A 14,928-nucleotide genomic window follows, 5' to 3' on the forward strand; every position below is an offset into this window, starting at 1 on the left:
GGCCCTGATTGACTAACAGGTAGTCCGAGTAAAGGTCGAAAATAGGTGAGACGAAGTGCATACCTAATTTTTTGTTAAATTTAATCAGTAAGCTGGCTTTCACGAAAGAGCTTGCGTAACATCAGTTCATCAAATTTAATTGGCTCCCATGTGTGGGTCTCCATTCCCACAAAAAGTATCTTCTTGTTTGCTTGGATGTATTCAGGATAAACATGCATCATGAATGGCCCCGAAACCTTTGTTAAATCATTACCGCCTATATTAGCATGAATGATTGAATTAATTGTGGGGAGACGATCTAAATAAAGTTTGCGAAGGGTTTGGTTTAAAAAGTAATCATTCATACTATTTTTTCATCATGTAGTTATCGACTCAAGAAATACGCTTTAAACGCATCCAATTCCCCCAATTCAACTTCTAGGTATTTTCCAAACAGCTTCTCACCCACCTGAGTCTTTAAAGCCGAAATTCCGACATCAATCAGCCGTAACCCTTTATCAGTCAGCATAATGTTGTCGTATTTCTCTCCGCTCTGATCGGAAGGGCGCCGGATATCCCGGTGGACAAAACCGGCCTTGTGCAGTTCTGTTAATTCATCCTCAAAAACATCCAGCAACAATTCCCGTTTGGAAATTTCAATACTACGGAAATCCAGAGGATAAAGCCGTTCCATCACCAACATGTCCCACTCGTTCGCTTCGTCGTAATCCAGTCGTATAAACTGGGCAACCAATCCATTGATCTGATTGGCAATCTTCAGCTTTTCGGCTTCCGATCCGATATCCGAACGCGTATCCCCCCGAAAAACCTTGGCCACTTCGGTTTCGGATAAAGCCACGACGAGATTATTGGCTCCGTAGGAAAGCTGGTTGGGATACCGTTTCTGCATGTTACCTCCTCCGCTTTTCCGCTTTTACCCATTCTTGCTGAAACGTAATCATAATCGATTCATAATCAGACACCGGATAGTTGACCAGCAGGTGTTTGGCATCGCGGCTCATGGGCAAATACACCAGGCCCCGAACGGATTCGCCGGGCTGTAAGGTCGTGGGTTTGAGTGCTAATTCCTTCCAGCGGTAGGATTCGTAATCGTAGCGTTGCATCCGGTCGGCAAACATTCCGTGGTCGATGATGCGTTTGGCCTGAATGGCGGAGTACATATTGTTGTGGGTAATCCGGTTCTGTACCCAGCGTTCGGGCCGCTGGTTGTTGCGGGACGACGAACTGGCGACATCGCTGGCCACGGCCGCCACCAGCAAAACCGTATTGATGACTTTCGCCGTTTTGAGCCGTTTCACCTCCCGCTCCTGGTTGTAAACCGTGCGGTCGGCTTCGTGAATAGGGTCAGCCGCTGAGAACATGAGTGGTTTCTGGGGCGAACTGGCTGTCCGGAAAACCGTGTGCTGTTCTTCATCCAGGGCCGTGTATTCAAAGTTGGCCGGATTCACCTCGAACGGGCGATCCGTCTTGTTCTTTACTTCAACATCCAGTGCCACATACTGCAAATCCAGCCGCTCGTAGGAAGCCACGACCACAATACCGTCTTTTTCCGCTTTGGTGGTCGGCCGACCGTCGATCAGGGCCACATCGCCGGAAACCGGTTTAAGTTGGTATACTTTTGTCGCACAGCCGCTTAATCCGGCCAGCAACACCATTGAAATCCACAAAGTCAGTGTAGTTTTCCCCGTTTTCATACCATCATTTGTTTGATTAATCGAAGATACACTTCTCCTTAACCAAAATCAAAAGGTTTTGTGATGAACGAACGGGAACGGGTTTGATCTGCTACTTCAGCCAGTTCTGAACCGCCAGCCACACGTTCCAGCCGCCAAAAAGCAGGGAGACGGCCACCACCACCAGCATCGCCAGATTTTGCAGTCCTGAATTCCGGTAAGCTTCCGGAATGAGTTTTTTGTCGTTCACCGCCCGAAACAGAAATATCGTCACAACCGGCAGCAAAACCCCGTTAATGGCCTGAACCACAATGATAACCGGAACAGGTCGCGCATTCATCAGCCCAAACATCAGCCCTACACCCATCACTCCCAGCCACACCAACCGATACCGCCACGAAGAACCGGCCCAGCCCAGCAAACTCTGGGACGTTACCGCAGCAGCCATTGGGGCCGTCAGGGCCGACGTAAATCCGGCGGCAAACAAGCCAAACGCAAAAAGTCGCCGGCTCCAGCCACCAACCCGGTTGGCCAGAGCGTCGGCGACCTGCTGAAATGAAAACTCGCCGGTTACCAGGGTTCCGGTCACCAGAATCGCCATCGAAATGAGTCCGCCAATCAGCACCGCCAAGCCGATTCCCCAGCGCATTTCTGCCAGGGATTGCCCCTTTCCAAGACCCGATGCAAGAAACAGATTATACGGAACAATGGTCGTACCGATCAGGCCAATGACCAGCACAAACGAATCGGCGGTGGCAACCGGCACCACCAAAGCCTTCACAAACATACCGGCTGACACGTCAGTCCGGGTTGCCACATAGGCGAACGCAACGCCCATGACGAAAACAATCACGCCCAAAAAATTAGCAATCAGGCGTGTGGAGCCCTGCCAGAGCAGAAAAATGCAGACCAGCCCGATTCCAGCGGTTAACCAGACCGGCGAAACCGGCAGGATCATCGATAACCCTGCCACCGCCCCCAGAATGTTTCCGGCCTGATAGGCGGCACACCCCAACACGATAGAAAAAAGCAGCGCACCCGCAATCCAACGGCTCCCGGTTCCGTATGACCGGGCCACCACCTGCCCCAGACTTAAGCCGGAAGCGATGGTGATCCGGGCGGCAGCTTCCTGCAAAACGATCGTGCCGATGGTCGAGAAGGTAAGCGCCCAGAGTAAATCCAGCCCGAAGCGTGAACCCGCCATGGCACAGGTCGTGACCGTTCCGGGCCCAATGAAAGCCGCAGAAATGACCGACCAGAACAACACACTTCCGAGACCGGAACGAAAGGAAAGGGATTTTGGCACGAAAAGCTGAGTTAAGAATGAGGAGTTAAGAATGAAGAGTTAAGCGTTATGTTAGGTCGGGGTTGGGACTTCCATAGCCGCCACCACCCGGCGTTTCAATCCGGATCCGTTCGCCCGGAAGCATGGCGCGGGTAAATATTCCCGGCAAGGCGGTTTCGGTTCCATCCGGTTCAATCAGTGTCTGCTTTCCGGTCTGCCCCGGTTCTCCGCCCTGCAATCCGTAGGGTGCCTCTACCCGATGCTGGCTGAGCAGGGTGGCCTGAACGGGCTCCAGAAATTCGATTTCCCGGACAATGCCGTCGCCACCGGGCCAAGCCCCCGACCCTCCCGAACCAGCACGAATATCAAACCGATGCAGGCGCACCGGATACCGCCGTTCCAGTTCTTCCGGATCGGTGAGTTTGGTGTTGGTCATGTGTTGATGAACCGCCGGGCGACCCGCAAAACCGGGTCCGGCACCCGCGCCCCCGCCGATGGTTTCGTAATAGCCAAACGCCGAATTACCGAACAGGAAATTATTCATGGTTCCCTGACTACAGGCAGCTAATCCCAGGGCTTTCAGTAAGGTATCCACCAGCCGCTGGCTGACTTCGGTATTGCCACCCACCACGGCCGGACAGTCGGCCGGGTCATCCGAAAACGTGGGATTGAGAAAACACTCGGGCAAGCGAAGCGAAACCGGAGCCATCAGACCTTCATTGAGCGGTATGTCCTGCCCACACCACAACCGAAGCACATACAAAACCGCACTGTATAAAATGGACAGGTTTGCATTCAGATTGCGGGGATGAACGGGCGACGTACCGGCAAAATCAAAGAGAATCGACTCCTGCTCAACACCTATTTTGACACAAATCCGGTGACCATCGTCCAGCAACTCCTGCGCCGAAAAGGTTTGTCCGGCAAAATGCTTCAAAACCGGTTTTAATGCATTCGCAGCCGCCTGCTGAAGACGGTACATATACCCGTGAACCGTTGCTAAACCGTGCTGACGAACCAAGGCCTGCAAAGCGGTTTCTCCGGTCCGCAGTGACGCCAGCGCGGCTTCGATGTCGGCCCGGTTTTCGGCCAGCGAGCGGGTCGGGAAAGTGGCTTCCGTAAACCGTTTCTGGATGTCTTCCCACAAAAAGTTGCCGCTTTTAACAAGGTATTGCGGTTCCAGCACCACACCTTCTTCGACCAATCGCGTGGCATCGGGCGGCATCGAACCGGGCACTTTCCCGCCAATTTCGGCGTGATGGGCGCGGTTGACGACGTAGCCAATTAATTCATTTTTCTCGGTAAAAACACCCGCGATTAAGGTCACATCGGGCAAATGCGATCCGCCGTATTTGGGGTGGTTGGTGATCACAACATCGCCCGGACCCAGCGACAGCTTGTTCAAGACCAGACGCGTGCAAATCCCCAGGCTTCCAAGATGTACCGGAATGTGGGGCGCATTAACCAGCAATTCGGCCTTTTCATTCAGCAAGGCACAGGAAAAATCCAGCCGCTCTTTCACGTTCACCGAAAAAGCCGTTCGCTGCAACTGAGCGCCCATTTCTTCGGCAATGGCCGTAAACCGGCGGGCAAACAATTCGGTTTGAGCCGTTTCCAGCAAGGGTGCATCGGCAGTTTTTACCTCACCTGTATACCGGGCAACGGCATTTCGATTCGGGCCAATGGTAACTTCCCAGCCCTCTTCCAGAAAACCGGACGACGTAGTATTCAATAACAAGGCCGGACCTTTGAAAACCGCACCTTCCGGTAGCATTATCCACTCATAAACAGGAACCGACCCGACAGAAAAAGCCGGGGTGGCCGGTACGTCAGGTACCTTAATTAGGCTGGGTGACGCACGTAAACGTTGTTCACTGACAAGGACCCGAATGCTTTCCAGCTCAATCACCCGGTTGGCCGGAAAGTGACCGTAAAGCTGCTGATACCGGTCGCGGAAACGCGCTTCAAGGTTCTTTTCCAGGTCCAAAATCAACCCGGTTTTTTGGTCCATCATTCCGTTATACGGGACTTCGATCGCACTTTCCTGGCCCTTCAATCGCATGAAAAACAGAACATTATTCACCTCAACAGCCGTTTGTTCACCAATATCCCGGCGTAAAACCGCTGTTGCTTCTGTGATTAAATCAGTAACTAATTTGCTCAATTCGGGCGCGGCTTTTTCAAGCGGTTGCAGGATTTGCCGGACAGCCATCCGCTCGATCCGGGCCTGACCAATCCCATACGCACTCAACAAACCGCCGTCGAATGGTAGAATCAGCGTCTGAATGCCCAGCAACTGCGCCACGGCGCAACCATGCAAGCCCCCGGCACCCCCAAAAACCAGCAAGGCGTAGTCTCTCGGATCAAACCCACGGGCCACGGAAATTTTACGAATCGCACCGGCCATCGTTTCGTTGGCAATCCGTTCGAATCCCAGCAAAAGGCTTTCTTCTTCAACGGCTTTACCGGTTTTCTCTTCTACCTGTTTCTGAACCCGTTGCAAAGCCGCCTTTGCCTTTTCGACCTGAACCGGAATGCCAAACAAGGCCGGATGCAGCCGTCCCAGTAACAGATTGACGTCCGTAATCGTCAACGGCCCACCCGCTCCGTAACAGGCCGGACCCGGCGACGCACCCGCACTCTGTGGCCCAACCCGCAATTGTCCGAATGTCGACCCGGTTTCGTCGAACCAGCAAACCGAACCACCCCCGGCCGCCACGGTTTCCACGGCCAGCGAGGGCGATTGCAGCGCAAACGAGCCTACTTTGGTCATAAACTGGTAGTCGACCCGGCCATCGAACCGGGCCACGTCGGTGCTGGTGCCGCCAACATCGAGGGTCAGCGTGCGGTTAATCGAAAACCCAGCCAGACTTTTGGCAACGTGTCCGGCGCCAATTACCCCACCAGCCGGGCCACTCAGCAAACTGTCTTTGGGCTGAAACAGGTCGGCTTTCACCAGTCCCCCTCCGCTGGTCATCACCCGAACGGGATTTCCGCCGAGTTGCCGGGTCAAATTAGACAAATAGGTACGCAAAACCGGGGTCAGATACGCATCGACCACCGTCGTTTGCGTGCGGGGCAGGTAGTGAATGGAGGAGGATAGTTCACTGGAAAGCGTCACCAGAAAACCGGCTTTGCGCAAGGCTACCCCTATCTGCTGTTCGTGTTCCGGGTTTCGGTACGCGTTCATCAGAGAAACAGCGACGACCTCCGGTTTGGTCAACTGAAGATGTTCCAGAAGTTGGGTCATCGAATCATCGGCCAGCGGCTTAACCGGTCGCCCGTCGGCATCCATTCGTTCGTCCAGTTCAAACACGGTTTCGTAGACAAGCTCCGCCGGTGGAATGTCCAACTGGAAAAGATCAGGTCGCTGCTGCGTCCCGATTTTGAGCAAATCTTTGAATCCGCTGGTAACGATCAGCCCGACCCGACCACCTTTTCGCTCCAGCAAGGCGTTGGTTCCTTTGGTCGTTCCCAGACGCATTTCCAGGGATGGAAACGGCTTATCTAACGGTGTTAAGGTCAGTAATCTCGTGGCTAAAACCGGTGCTTCTTCGCCCGTAAATAACTCAACTGTTACTTCACTTTGAAGGTTTATTAGTTTATCCAACAGAAGATTACCAGCCAAATCCAAGCTTAAAACCGTTGCTTCTTCACCGGTTTCCAGAATTCGCAACCGATAGCCATTAAAAATGGGAGCCTGAAGCCATTGCGCGTCCAGATGAAGCCCGTTATCAGACGTGATTATTCCCCGAAGGCAACTACTGCTTAGTACTTTGGTGCGGTGTACCGTACCTTCCGGATCGGTGGCCATACCATCCGTGAAGGTTCCACCGGTATCAATCCAGATTTGCCACATATTACCAATTTTTGAACGCCATGCTTATTAATTTCGTTTCTTTGCGTGAGTATCAAACCAAACCAGCCATGGCTTTACAGTATTTATCAGATGCTTCCGGCAAGCCTACCGCCGTTGTGATTCCGATCAAGGAATGGGAGATGCTCAAAAAAAGGCATCAGGATCTTCAACAATTGGAAAAATCAAATTCCAGTTGGAAGAAGAAACCATCAGATTTTGCCGGTACGCTGCCTGCTGATATTGCCGAAGCGATGCAAAATCATGTAGCACAGTCAAGAAATGAGTGGGACCGGTTATAATCTATGCATTTACTCGATTCCAATACCATCATCGATTACCTCGCGGCTAAACTACCTCCTTCATCCATGCTGAAAATGCATGAGATTGTTAATGGAGGTTTATTTATATCCGTCATTTCACAAATAGAAGTCTTAGGATACAATACAGGCTATACGGATATCGATACTCGTAATGCCCTTTTTATCGACTTGGCTGAGATTTTCACCTTATCGACTGAAATTGTGCAGAGAACCATTGCTATTCGCAAACAGTATAAAATTAAACTTCCTGATGCGATCATTGCAGCAACAGCACTAGTCCATGATTTTACACTGATCACCCGCAACAGTAGCGATTTCAAAAGAATCGATGCATTGCGGCTTACCAATCCCTACGAGTTATAAAACGCAGGTTTCTCTCCAAAGTCGCATTACTTCCCAACCGAAATCATGTTTGCGAATAAACGATAAGCTCCCGGAACACCAGCCGGTAATTCCCGGAAAAACACCAGACCGGTATACATAAAGTGGCCTTTTCCGTACTTGCAGTATATCAAGCTCCCGTCCTTGGCGGCTTCGTTTGTGTCGTGCGCCGAAAATAGGGGTTCATACGCTTTGTCCCATTCCTGCGCAAAATAAATGCCGCGCTCCTGAACCCAGCCGTTGAAATCTTGATCCGTAATCTTGTTCGGCGTATTCAGCAAGGGATGCTGCGGTTTTAAAAACGTCATTTTGGCCTCTTCTTCCGTCACCCGATCCCGGCCAACGGTAAACGGATACGGCCCGATCTGATTCACTTTCAGGCCATTCTGAATGAAAGAACCACCCGGTGTTACGTATTGCACGATCATGGTACCGCCATTTTTGACGTAATCCATTAGCTTCGGCTGGTAATACCGCAGCCATTCTTCGGTGTTGTAGGCCCGGACGCCCACAACAATGGCATCGAACCGCGCCAGATCGGCGTTCAACTCGCGGGGACCAAGCGGAGTTACCAGACATCCGATCTGCTGCAAAGCTGCCGGAACTTCGTCACCTGCTCCCGCGATGTACCCAATGTTTTTACTTTTTACCTTGACGTCCAGCTTCACCAGCTTGGCTTCAGCCGCCGGAAACAAGGTTTGGGTGGGAATGTGCTTGTAGGCCACCATCCGCAGACTGCTGGCGTACCCGGTTTTTTCCGGCGATTCGGTGCTGACCACCGCCCGCAGTTTGCCCTCGCTGTAGGCCACCGATGGAAATACCCGGAACGACACCCGCACTTCCTGCGCCTTTTCTTTCAACTCGAACGGCAGTTGCGCCGGTTCGATCCGCCAGCCCGCTGGAACTTCGAGCTTTAACGTCCCGGAAACGTTTGCCCGGCCGGATTTCAAAATTACATCGACGGTTTTGGGCGTATTGTCGGCAAATACATAAACCCGTTCGGCAAGGTTCGCCATGACGGCCGGCTGGATGATAAACGGGCGGTAGATTTCGCCATCCACCGGATCGGTCGATTTGTAGCTCCACGGACGGCTAAAGGTAAACGTCTGTCCATCAATGTCGAAGGTATAAAGCGTCGTGAAAGCGGGCGGATTTTCGGGATAGCCGATCAGTGCCTGGTTGCTCACCTGAAACAAGCCTTTCACCACCGGTTTTTCCAGCCAGTAGGGCTGCGAGATCGGCTGGTTGGCCGGAATGCTCACCGTCGTTGTAAACGCAGCCACATCATTTGGCTTCAGGACCAGATTCATGACGGTATCTTTCTGGATCGCGGGCATTTGAATGCCAATCAACTTGACCGGGTAGTCGGTGCGGTTCACCACGCTGCTCGTCACTCGGATGGCTTCACCCGGCGCGGCTGCGTAGTTGCCGGGGTTGGTTTCAAACCAGAGTCCGATGCACTGCTGAATCAGCGTTTCAATTTCCAGGCGTTTGGTTTTGACGTAAATATTGGCGGTGTCGAGCCGACTGAGTGCCTTATACGTCTGCACCAGCACCGGCACCGAAGCCACCGGTTTTTCGGGTTTGAAGTTGGCAATCGCCTGATTGATCAACTGTTGCACCGGTTCGCTCCCCGCAACCCGTTTCCAGCTCAGATCGACACCATCGAAGGGGTCATTCGGGGCCGGTTCTCCGCCTTTCAAGGCCAGGTAATCAATTTTAACGCCCCGGTTGGCCGGAACGCCAAAGCCCTGGCTTTTGTGCTGACTCCGGCTTTCGGCGGCAATTTCACCGTACGATTTTCCCAGCAACGGATTATACAAACCGGTTTCCACCGAAATCACACCCGGTTCGTCCGGTTTTTTATTGCTCATAAACGCCCCCGGAATAAACACGTTCCAGAAAATCCGCTTCGGTTGCCACGGTTTCACCCACTTCAGTTGCTCGGGATATTTGGTCGGATCGTTGGCAATCTTGAAGGCTTCCTCGGCCAGATACCCCGACGCGCTGTGGTGACCGTGCCCCGCCCGGCTGTCGGGCGGAAACCGGGTGATGATCACATCCGGGCGGTATTTCCGAATCATCCAGACCACATCGGCCAGGGCCTGCTCCTGCCCCCACATCCGAACGGCTTCGTCCGTCGATTTGGAAAAACCGAAATCGTTGGCCCTGCTGAAAAACTGATCCGGCCCGTCGATTCGCCGGGCCGCCAGCAATTCCTGCGTCCGAATCACGCCGATGTATTCGCCCTGCTCGGGTCCAATCAGGTTCTGACCGCCGTCGCCCCGAGTCATGGAGAGGTAGCCGGTCCGGAGCAGCCGCTCGTTGGCCAGATAGGTCAGCAACTGCGTATTCTCGTCGTCCGGGTGAGCTGCCACATACAGAACTGACCCTACCACGTTGAGTTTTTTGAGTCCCTGCAAGATGGTTCCGGCCGCGGCCGGTTTGTTTTGCCCGAACGAAAGGTGAGCGAACGCGGTGATTACAAACGCGGTATAGCAGCAGAATTTAAAATAAGGTCGATTGATCATCAGAAGGAAGCAGTCACATGAATAACAAAAATAGTCAGGGTAACCGAACGAATTACTACCGGCTTCGGCGCATTTTGAATTAAAAGTGCGTTTTTTTTGAACCCTAAAAATAAGCACAGTTTTTCTCTAAAAAATCTATCAAAACCAGTTTCCCGATTTTCAATTGCTGTCAATCCAATTATATTTGCGACTTTGCAAAAATTAAACCTCATTAATCTTACAGCATGAATTCGAGTATTTACCTTGTTCCCATTCTGGGTCTCATTGGCCTGGTGGTGATGTACACCAAATTTATATGGGTTTCGCGCCAGGATGCTGGTAACGAACGGATGCAGGAGATCGCATCCTACATCGCCGACGGTGCCATTGCCTTTCTAAAAGCTGAATGGCGGGTCCTCATAATCTTCGGTGTTTTTGTTGCCCTCCTGCTCAGTTTTGCCGGTACTTTAGTTGAAAACTCCGACTGGCCCATCGGGATTGCCTTCGCCATCGGGGCCTTCACTTCGGCCCTCGCCGGGTACATCGGCATGAAAATCGCTACCAAAGCGAACGTTCGCACGGCACAGGCCGCCCGGACCAGCCTGACCCGCGCGCTGGCGGTTTCGTTCACCGGCGGCTCGGTAATGGGCATCGGCGTGGCGTCTCTGGCCGTGATTGGGCTGAGCGTTTTGTTCATCATTTTTTATTCCATTTACGTGGGAGCCACCGGCGATGTGAACGGGATTCCCATGGAAAAAACCCTGGAAGTGCTGGCCGGTTTCTCGCTGGGTGCCGAGTCCATTGCCTTGTTTGCGCGCGTTGGGGGCGGTATTTACACCAAAGCAGCCGATGTGGGTGCGGATTTGGTGGGGAAAGTTGAAGCCGGAATCCCGGAAGATGACCCACGAAATCCGGCAACCATTGCCGATAACGTGGGTGACAACGTCGGTGACGTGGCCGGAATGGGTGCTGATTTGTTCGGTTCGTACGTGGCCACCATTTTGGCCACGATGGTGCTGGGTCGCGAAATCCGGATTCCGGATGTGAGCAACATTTTTGGTCACGCGCCCATCGTGTTGCCGATGCTAATTGCCGGCATGGGGCTGATCTTCTCCATCATTGCCACCTATTTTGTGCGGGTAAAAGACGACAACGGCAACGTGCAGGCGGCTCTGAACATGGGCAACTGGGCGTCCATCATCCTGACGGTTGTTGCGTCCTATTTTCTGGTGAACGCGGTTCTGCCCACCGGGATCCTGGAAATCCGGGGCGTTGAGTTCACGCGGCTCGATGTGTTTTACGCCATTGTCACCGGTTTGGTGGTCGGGGCGTTGATGTCGATTATTACGGAATATTATACGGCGATGGGCCGCCGTCCGGTGATGACCATCGTTCGCCAGTCGTCGACCGGTCACGCGACCAACATCATCGGCGGTTTGTCAGTAGGGATGGAATCGACGGTTTTGCCAATTCTGACGCTGGCCGCCGGTATTTTCATTTCCTACAAATTTGCCGGTCTGTACGGGGTGGCGATTTCAGCCGCCGGGATGATGGCGACAACCGCCATGCAGTTGGCCATCGACGCCTTTGGTCCGATTGCCGATAATGCCGGTGGGATTGCCGAAATGAGCGAACTGCCCGAAGAAGTTCGGGGTCGTACGGACATTCTGGATGCCGTTGGAAACACGACGGCCGCTACCGGAAAAGGATTCGCCATTGCTTCAGCCGCCCTGACGTCGCTGGCCCTGCTGGCCGCTTTCGTGGGCGTTTCGGGTATCACCGGCATCGACATTTACAAAGCCGATGTGTTGTCCGGCCTGTTCGTTGGCGGGATGATTCCATTCATCTTCTCGTCGCTGGCGATTGCCGCCGTGGGTCGGGCGGCCATGAAAATGGTGGAGGAAGTTCGTCGTCAGTTCCGCGAAATTCCAGGCATTCTGGAAGGAACCGGCAAACCGGAATACGAAAAATGCGTCGCCATTTCAACCCAGGCGTCGATTCGCGAAATGATTCTGCCGGGTGCTATCGCCTTGATTTCACCGGTCATTGTCGGATTTATTTTTGGCCCCGAAGTATTGGGCGGTTTTCTGGCGGGGGTTACGGTTTCCGGTGTTTTGATGGGGATTTTCCAGAGCAACGCCGGTGGTGCCTGGGACAACGCCAAGAAATCTTTCGAGAAAGGCGTCGAAATCAACGGGCAGATTTATTACAAAAAGTCAGAACCACACAAAGCGTCGGTAACGGGTGATACCGTCGGTGATCCGTTCAAAGACACCTCCGGCCCATCGATGAACATTCTGATCAAGCTGATGTCGATTGTATCGCTGGTTATTGCGCCGTACATCGCCGTGCAGTCGACTGAAACCGCGGAATTTGTGCAGGAAGGCCAGGTTGCGGTGGGCGGCATGGAAGGCGTCGATCTGGAGAAATCCACCGGTGCTGACAATGAAACCGTTAGCACGCCCAATCTGGGCGCGTTTCAACCGGTTAAATTGACAAACGGCACTGAACTCTCCCTACCTGAACTGGGCGTTGAAAACAAACTGCTGGCCTTTATCGAGGATGACGAAAAAGCCGTCGATAAAGAAACCTGGTTTGACTTCGACCGGCTGACGTTCGAAACCGGCAGCGCCACGCTCAAACCCGAGTCGCAGGAGCAGTTGAAAAACATCTCCGAAATCCTGAAAGCCTATCCGGGTGTCGCCATTAAATTGGGCGGTTACACGGATAATACCGGCAATGCGGATTCCAACCTGAAACTCTCGGGCGACCGGGCCAAATCCGTACAAAACGAACTGGCCAATCTGGAAATTGACAAAAGCCGGCTGGATGCAGAAGGCTACGGCCAGGAACACCCGGTGGCATCGAACGACACCGAAGAAGGCCGCGCCCAAAACCGCCGGATCTCGATTCGGGTAACGAAGAAGTGATTTTTATAGACAAGAGAGGATAGACAATAGATCAAAGACGAAAACATTTCAATCAGAAGCGTAGCTCTTACTTCTCTTGTCTTACCTCTCTTGTCTTACCTCTCTTGTCTTACCTCTCTTGTCTTACCTCTCTTGTCTTACCTCTCTTGTCTTACCTCTCTTGTCTAATAGATTAGAAACAGAAAACCCGCCCAATTGGGCGGGTTTTCTGTTTCTAATCTATTAGCATTCAAACCGGTGTTAAGCGGTTTTTCCCCGCATAGAACGCGGAATTTCAATCGTAGCAATCGGGAGAGCTGTGCTATCCAGAATTTCGACGCCTTCCAGTTGGATGGCGCTTACTTTCACCGTTTTGCCCAGTTCCAGATTCGAGATGTTCACTTCAACGTAATCGGGAATCTTGGTGTAAGGCCCGCTCAGTTTCAGTTTACGCATTTTCTGAATCAATTTACCCCCTTGTTGTACACCGGGAGAAATACCGCTAAAACGAATCGGTACTTCCACTTTAATATCTTTTCCTTCAACGATTTCCAGGAAATCGGCGTGCAGAATCTGGTCGTTCACCGGATGGAACTGCGCGTCCTGTAAAATCGCCTTGTATTCGTCACCTTCAATGTTCAGAGTCACTTCGTACGCGTCTGGCGTGGTCAGCAAGGTGCGGAACAGGATAGCCGGCGAATAGAAATGGACCTGGGTTTTACCTCCGTACAATACACAGGGTACATTTCCTTCGATACGAAGAGCCTTCGACTCTGTCTTACCGAGATTCGCTCTGTTATACCCTACAATCTCGTGTTGTTTCATTATAATAAGATGTTAGATGTGAGACAAGAGATAAAAGATTTTAAACCGTCGAGAATGGCACCAAGCGTGTAGCTTTTTGCCTTTCCTCTCTCGTCTATCCTCTTTCCTCTCTTTTTAAGAATTTATAAACAATGAACTAATAGATTCATGATCGCGAATGCGGCCGATGGCTTTGGCGAACAAATCCGCCACCGTCAGCACTTTCACTTTTGGACTCAACTGGCGCAACGGCATGGTGTCGGACACCACCAGTTCTTCCAGCACCGAATTCGTAATGTTGTCGTGCGCTTTGCCCGACATCACCGGGTGCGTACAGATTGCCCGGACGGATTTGGCTCCTTTTTCCAGGATAATTTCAGCCGCCTTACACAAGGTCCCACCCGTATCGATCAGGTCATCGACCAGAACGACATTGGCACCTTCTACATCTCCAATCACCTGCATCGACGCAATTTCATTGGCGCGCTTGCGGTGCTTGTCGCACAGCACGATGTCGGCGTTGAAATGCTTCGCAAACGTCCGGGCGCGGGCTGCACCACCAACGTCCGGTGAGGCAATCAGCAGATTGTCCAGGTTCAGGCTCCGGATGTAGGGAACGAAAACCGACGTTCCTTCCAGGTGATCGACCGGAAAATCAAAGAATCCCTGAATCTGACCGGCGTGGAGGTCAATCGTCATCAGACGATCCGCCCCGGCAGCCGCCAGCATGTTGGCCACCAGTTTGGCGGCAATGGCCACCCGCGGTTTGTCTTTCCGATCCTGCCGGGCGTAGCCGAAGTACGGAATGACGACCGTTACATAGTGAGCCGAGGCCCGACGGGCTGCGTCGACCATCAGCAACAACTCCATCAGGTTGTCGGCGGGTGGGTTTGTCGAATGAATCAGAAAAACGTCGCAACCACGAACCGACTCCTCGTAGCTCGGCGACAATTCGCCGTCGCTAAATTTACGCAGGGTGTAACCGCCCAGATCCTTGCCGTATTGGTGGGCAATTTTCTCTGCCAGATACGTCGATTGACTACCTGAAAAAATCTTAACCGTGTTGAGGGATGCCATTCAGTGCTGAATCAGTGCCGAAAATGTCCGCAAAAATACAAATAGTATTTGACTCTTGGGAAGAGAACCTTAAAGTTTTCTTGTAGAAGATTGATTATAAGATTATTAGA

At 52.4% G+C, this 14,928-nt stretch carries 11 protein-coding genes; 3 read left to right on the forward strand and 8 right to left on the reverse strand.

Translation table 11 applies throughout. The annotated features are described in order from the left end of the window. Nucleotides 1–80 precede the first annotated feature (80 nt). The 5 genes from DUE52_RS27320 to DUE52_RS27340 all read right to left on the reverse strand — a co-directional run bounded on the left by DUE52_RS27320 (nucleotide 81) and on the right by DUE52_RS27340 (nucleotide 6,817). The gene (locus tag DUE52_RS27320; RefSeq protein WP_114409269.1) at nucleotides 81–344 is read right to left on the reverse strand and encodes a hypothetical protein; all 264 of its coding nucleotides are present in this window, start codon (nucleotides 342–344) and stop codon (nucleotides 81–83) included. A 20-nt stretch (nucleotides 345–364) separates the two neighbouring features. Continuing rightward, a complete protein-coding gene (locus DUE52_RS27325) occupies nucleotides 365–889 on the reverse strand; it encodes a hypothetical protein (protein ID WP_114409270.1) in 525 nt (174 codons plus the stop codon). Between the two features lies 1 nt (nucleotide 890). Continuing rightward, nucleotides 891–1,694, reverse strand: coding sequence for a hypothetical protein (locus tag DUE52_RS27330; protein WP_114409271.1), 804 nt, complete (start codon nucleotides 1,692–1,694; stop codon nucleotides 891–893). A 91-nt stretch (nucleotides 1,695–1,785) separates the two neighbouring features. Then, on the reverse strand, nucleotides 1,786–2,979 hold the full coding sequence (locus DUE52_RS27335) for an NRAMP family divalent metal transporter (RefSeq protein ID WP_114409272.1): 1,194 nt from the start codon (nucleotides 2,977–2,979) through the stop codon (nucleotides 1,786–1,788). 46 nt (nucleotides 2,980–3,025) lie between these two features. Further along, nucleotides 3,026–6,817 (reverse strand): hydantoinase B/oxoprolinase family protein, encoded by a 3,792-nt coding sequence (locus DUE52_RS27340; protein WP_114409273.1) that lies wholly within the window; start codon nucleotides 6,815–6,817, stop codon nucleotides 3,026–3,028. Between the two features lie 20 nt (nucleotides 6,818–6,837). Between DUE52_RS27340 and DUE52_RS27345 the strand changes: the two genes are divergently transcribed. After that, the gene (locus DUE52_RS27345; protein WP_222930334.1) at nucleotides 6,838–7,116 is read left to right on the forward strand and encodes a hypothetical protein; all 279 of its coding nucleotides are present in this window, start codon (nucleotides 6,838–6,840) and stop codon (nucleotides 7,114–7,116) included. A gap of 3 nt (nucleotides 7,117–7,119) precedes the next feature. Then, a complete protein-coding gene (locus DUE52_RS27350) occupies nucleotides 7,120–7,500 on the forward strand; it encodes a type II toxin-antitoxin system VapC family toxin (protein ID WP_114409274.1) in 381 nt (126 codons plus the stop codon). Between the two features lie 26 nt (nucleotides 7,501–7,526). On the opposite strand, the gene DUE52_RS27355 is transcribed toward DUE52_RS27350, so the two are convergent. Beyond that, nucleotides 7,527–10,049: a PIG-L family deacetylase gene (locus DUE52_RS27355; protein WP_114409275.1), complete on the reverse strand. Its 2,523-nt coding sequence runs from the start codon at nucleotides 10,047–10,049 to the stop codon at nucleotides 7,527–7,529. 224 nt (nucleotides 10,050–10,273) lie between these two features. Here DUE52_RS27355 and DUE52_RS27365 point away from each other — a divergent pair, with 224 nt between their 5' ends. Continuing rightward, nucleotides 10,274–12,958: a sodium-translocating pyrophosphatase gene (locus DUE52_RS27365; protein WP_114409277.1), complete on the forward strand. Its 2,685-nt coding sequence runs from the start codon at nucleotides 10,274–10,276 to the stop codon at nucleotides 12,956–12,958. A gap of 240 nt (nucleotides 12,959–13,198) precedes the next feature. Here DUE52_RS27365 and DUE52_RS27370 read toward each other — a convergent pair whose 3' ends face one another. Both DUE52_RS27370 and DUE52_RS27375 read right to left on the reverse strand, forming a co-directional pair. Further along, nucleotides 13,199–13,762 carry a 50S ribosomal protein L25/general stress protein Ctc gene (locus tag DUE52_RS27370; protein WP_114409278.1) on the reverse strand — a complete coding sequence of 188 codons (564 nt, stop codon included), beginning with the start codon at nucleotides 13,760–13,762 and terminating at the stop codon, nucleotides 13,199–13,201. A gap of 114 nt (nucleotides 13,763–13,876) precedes the next feature. Then, nucleotides 13,877–14,818 carry a ribose-phosphate pyrophosphokinase gene (locus tag DUE52_RS27375; protein ID WP_114409279.1) on the reverse strand — a complete coding sequence of 314 codons (942 nt, stop codon included), beginning with the start codon at nucleotides 14,816–14,818 and terminating at the stop codon, nucleotides 13,877–13,879. Between the last annotated feature and the right edge of the window lie 110 nt (nucleotides 14,819–14,928).

It is taken from the genome of Larkinella punicea, from assembly GCF_003334855.1.
Classification (GTDB): Bacteria; Bacteroidota; Bacteroidia; order Cytophagales; family Spirosomataceae; genus Larkinella; species Larkinella punicea.

Coding starts and splice junctions, on each gene's coding strand:
- DUE52_RS27370 (WP_114409278.1), bottom strand. CDS start 13,762: ATGAAACAACACGAGATTGTAGGGTATAACAGAGCGAATCTCGGTAAG.
- DUE52_RS27320 (WP_114409269.1), bottom strand. CDS start 344: ATGAATGATTACTTTTTAAACCAAACCCTTCGCAAACTTTATTTAGAT.
- DUE52_RS27340 (WP_114409273.1), bottom strand. CDS start 6,817: ATGTGGCAAATCTGGATTGATACCGGTGGAACCTTCACGGATGGTATG.
- DUE52_RS27355 (WP_114409275.1), bottom strand. CDS start 10,049: ATGATCAATCGACCTTATTTTAAATTCTGCTGCTATACCGCGTTTGTA.
- DUE52_RS27350 (WP_114409274.1), top strand. CDS start 7,120: ATGCATTTACTCGATTCCAATACCATCATCGATTACCTCGCGGCTAAA.
- DUE52_RS27345 (WP_222930334.1), top strand. CDS start 6,838: ATGCTTATTAATTTCGTTTCTTTGCGTGAGTATCAAACCAAACCAGCC.
- DUE52_RS27365 (WP_114409277.1), top strand. CDS start 10,274: ATGAATTCGAGTATTTACCTTGTTCCCATTCTGGGTCTCATTGGCCTG.
- DUE52_RS27330 (WP_114409271.1), bottom strand. CDS start 1,694: ATGAAAACGGGGAAAACTACACTGACTTTGTGGATTTCAATGGTGTTG.
- DUE52_RS27325 (WP_114409270.1), bottom strand. CDS start 889: ATGCAGAAACGGTATCCCAACCAGCTTTCCTACGGAGCCAATAATCTC.
- DUE52_RS27375 (WP_114409279.1), bottom strand. CDS start 14,818: ATGGCATCCCTCAACACGGTTAAGATTTTTTCAGGTAGTCAATCGACG.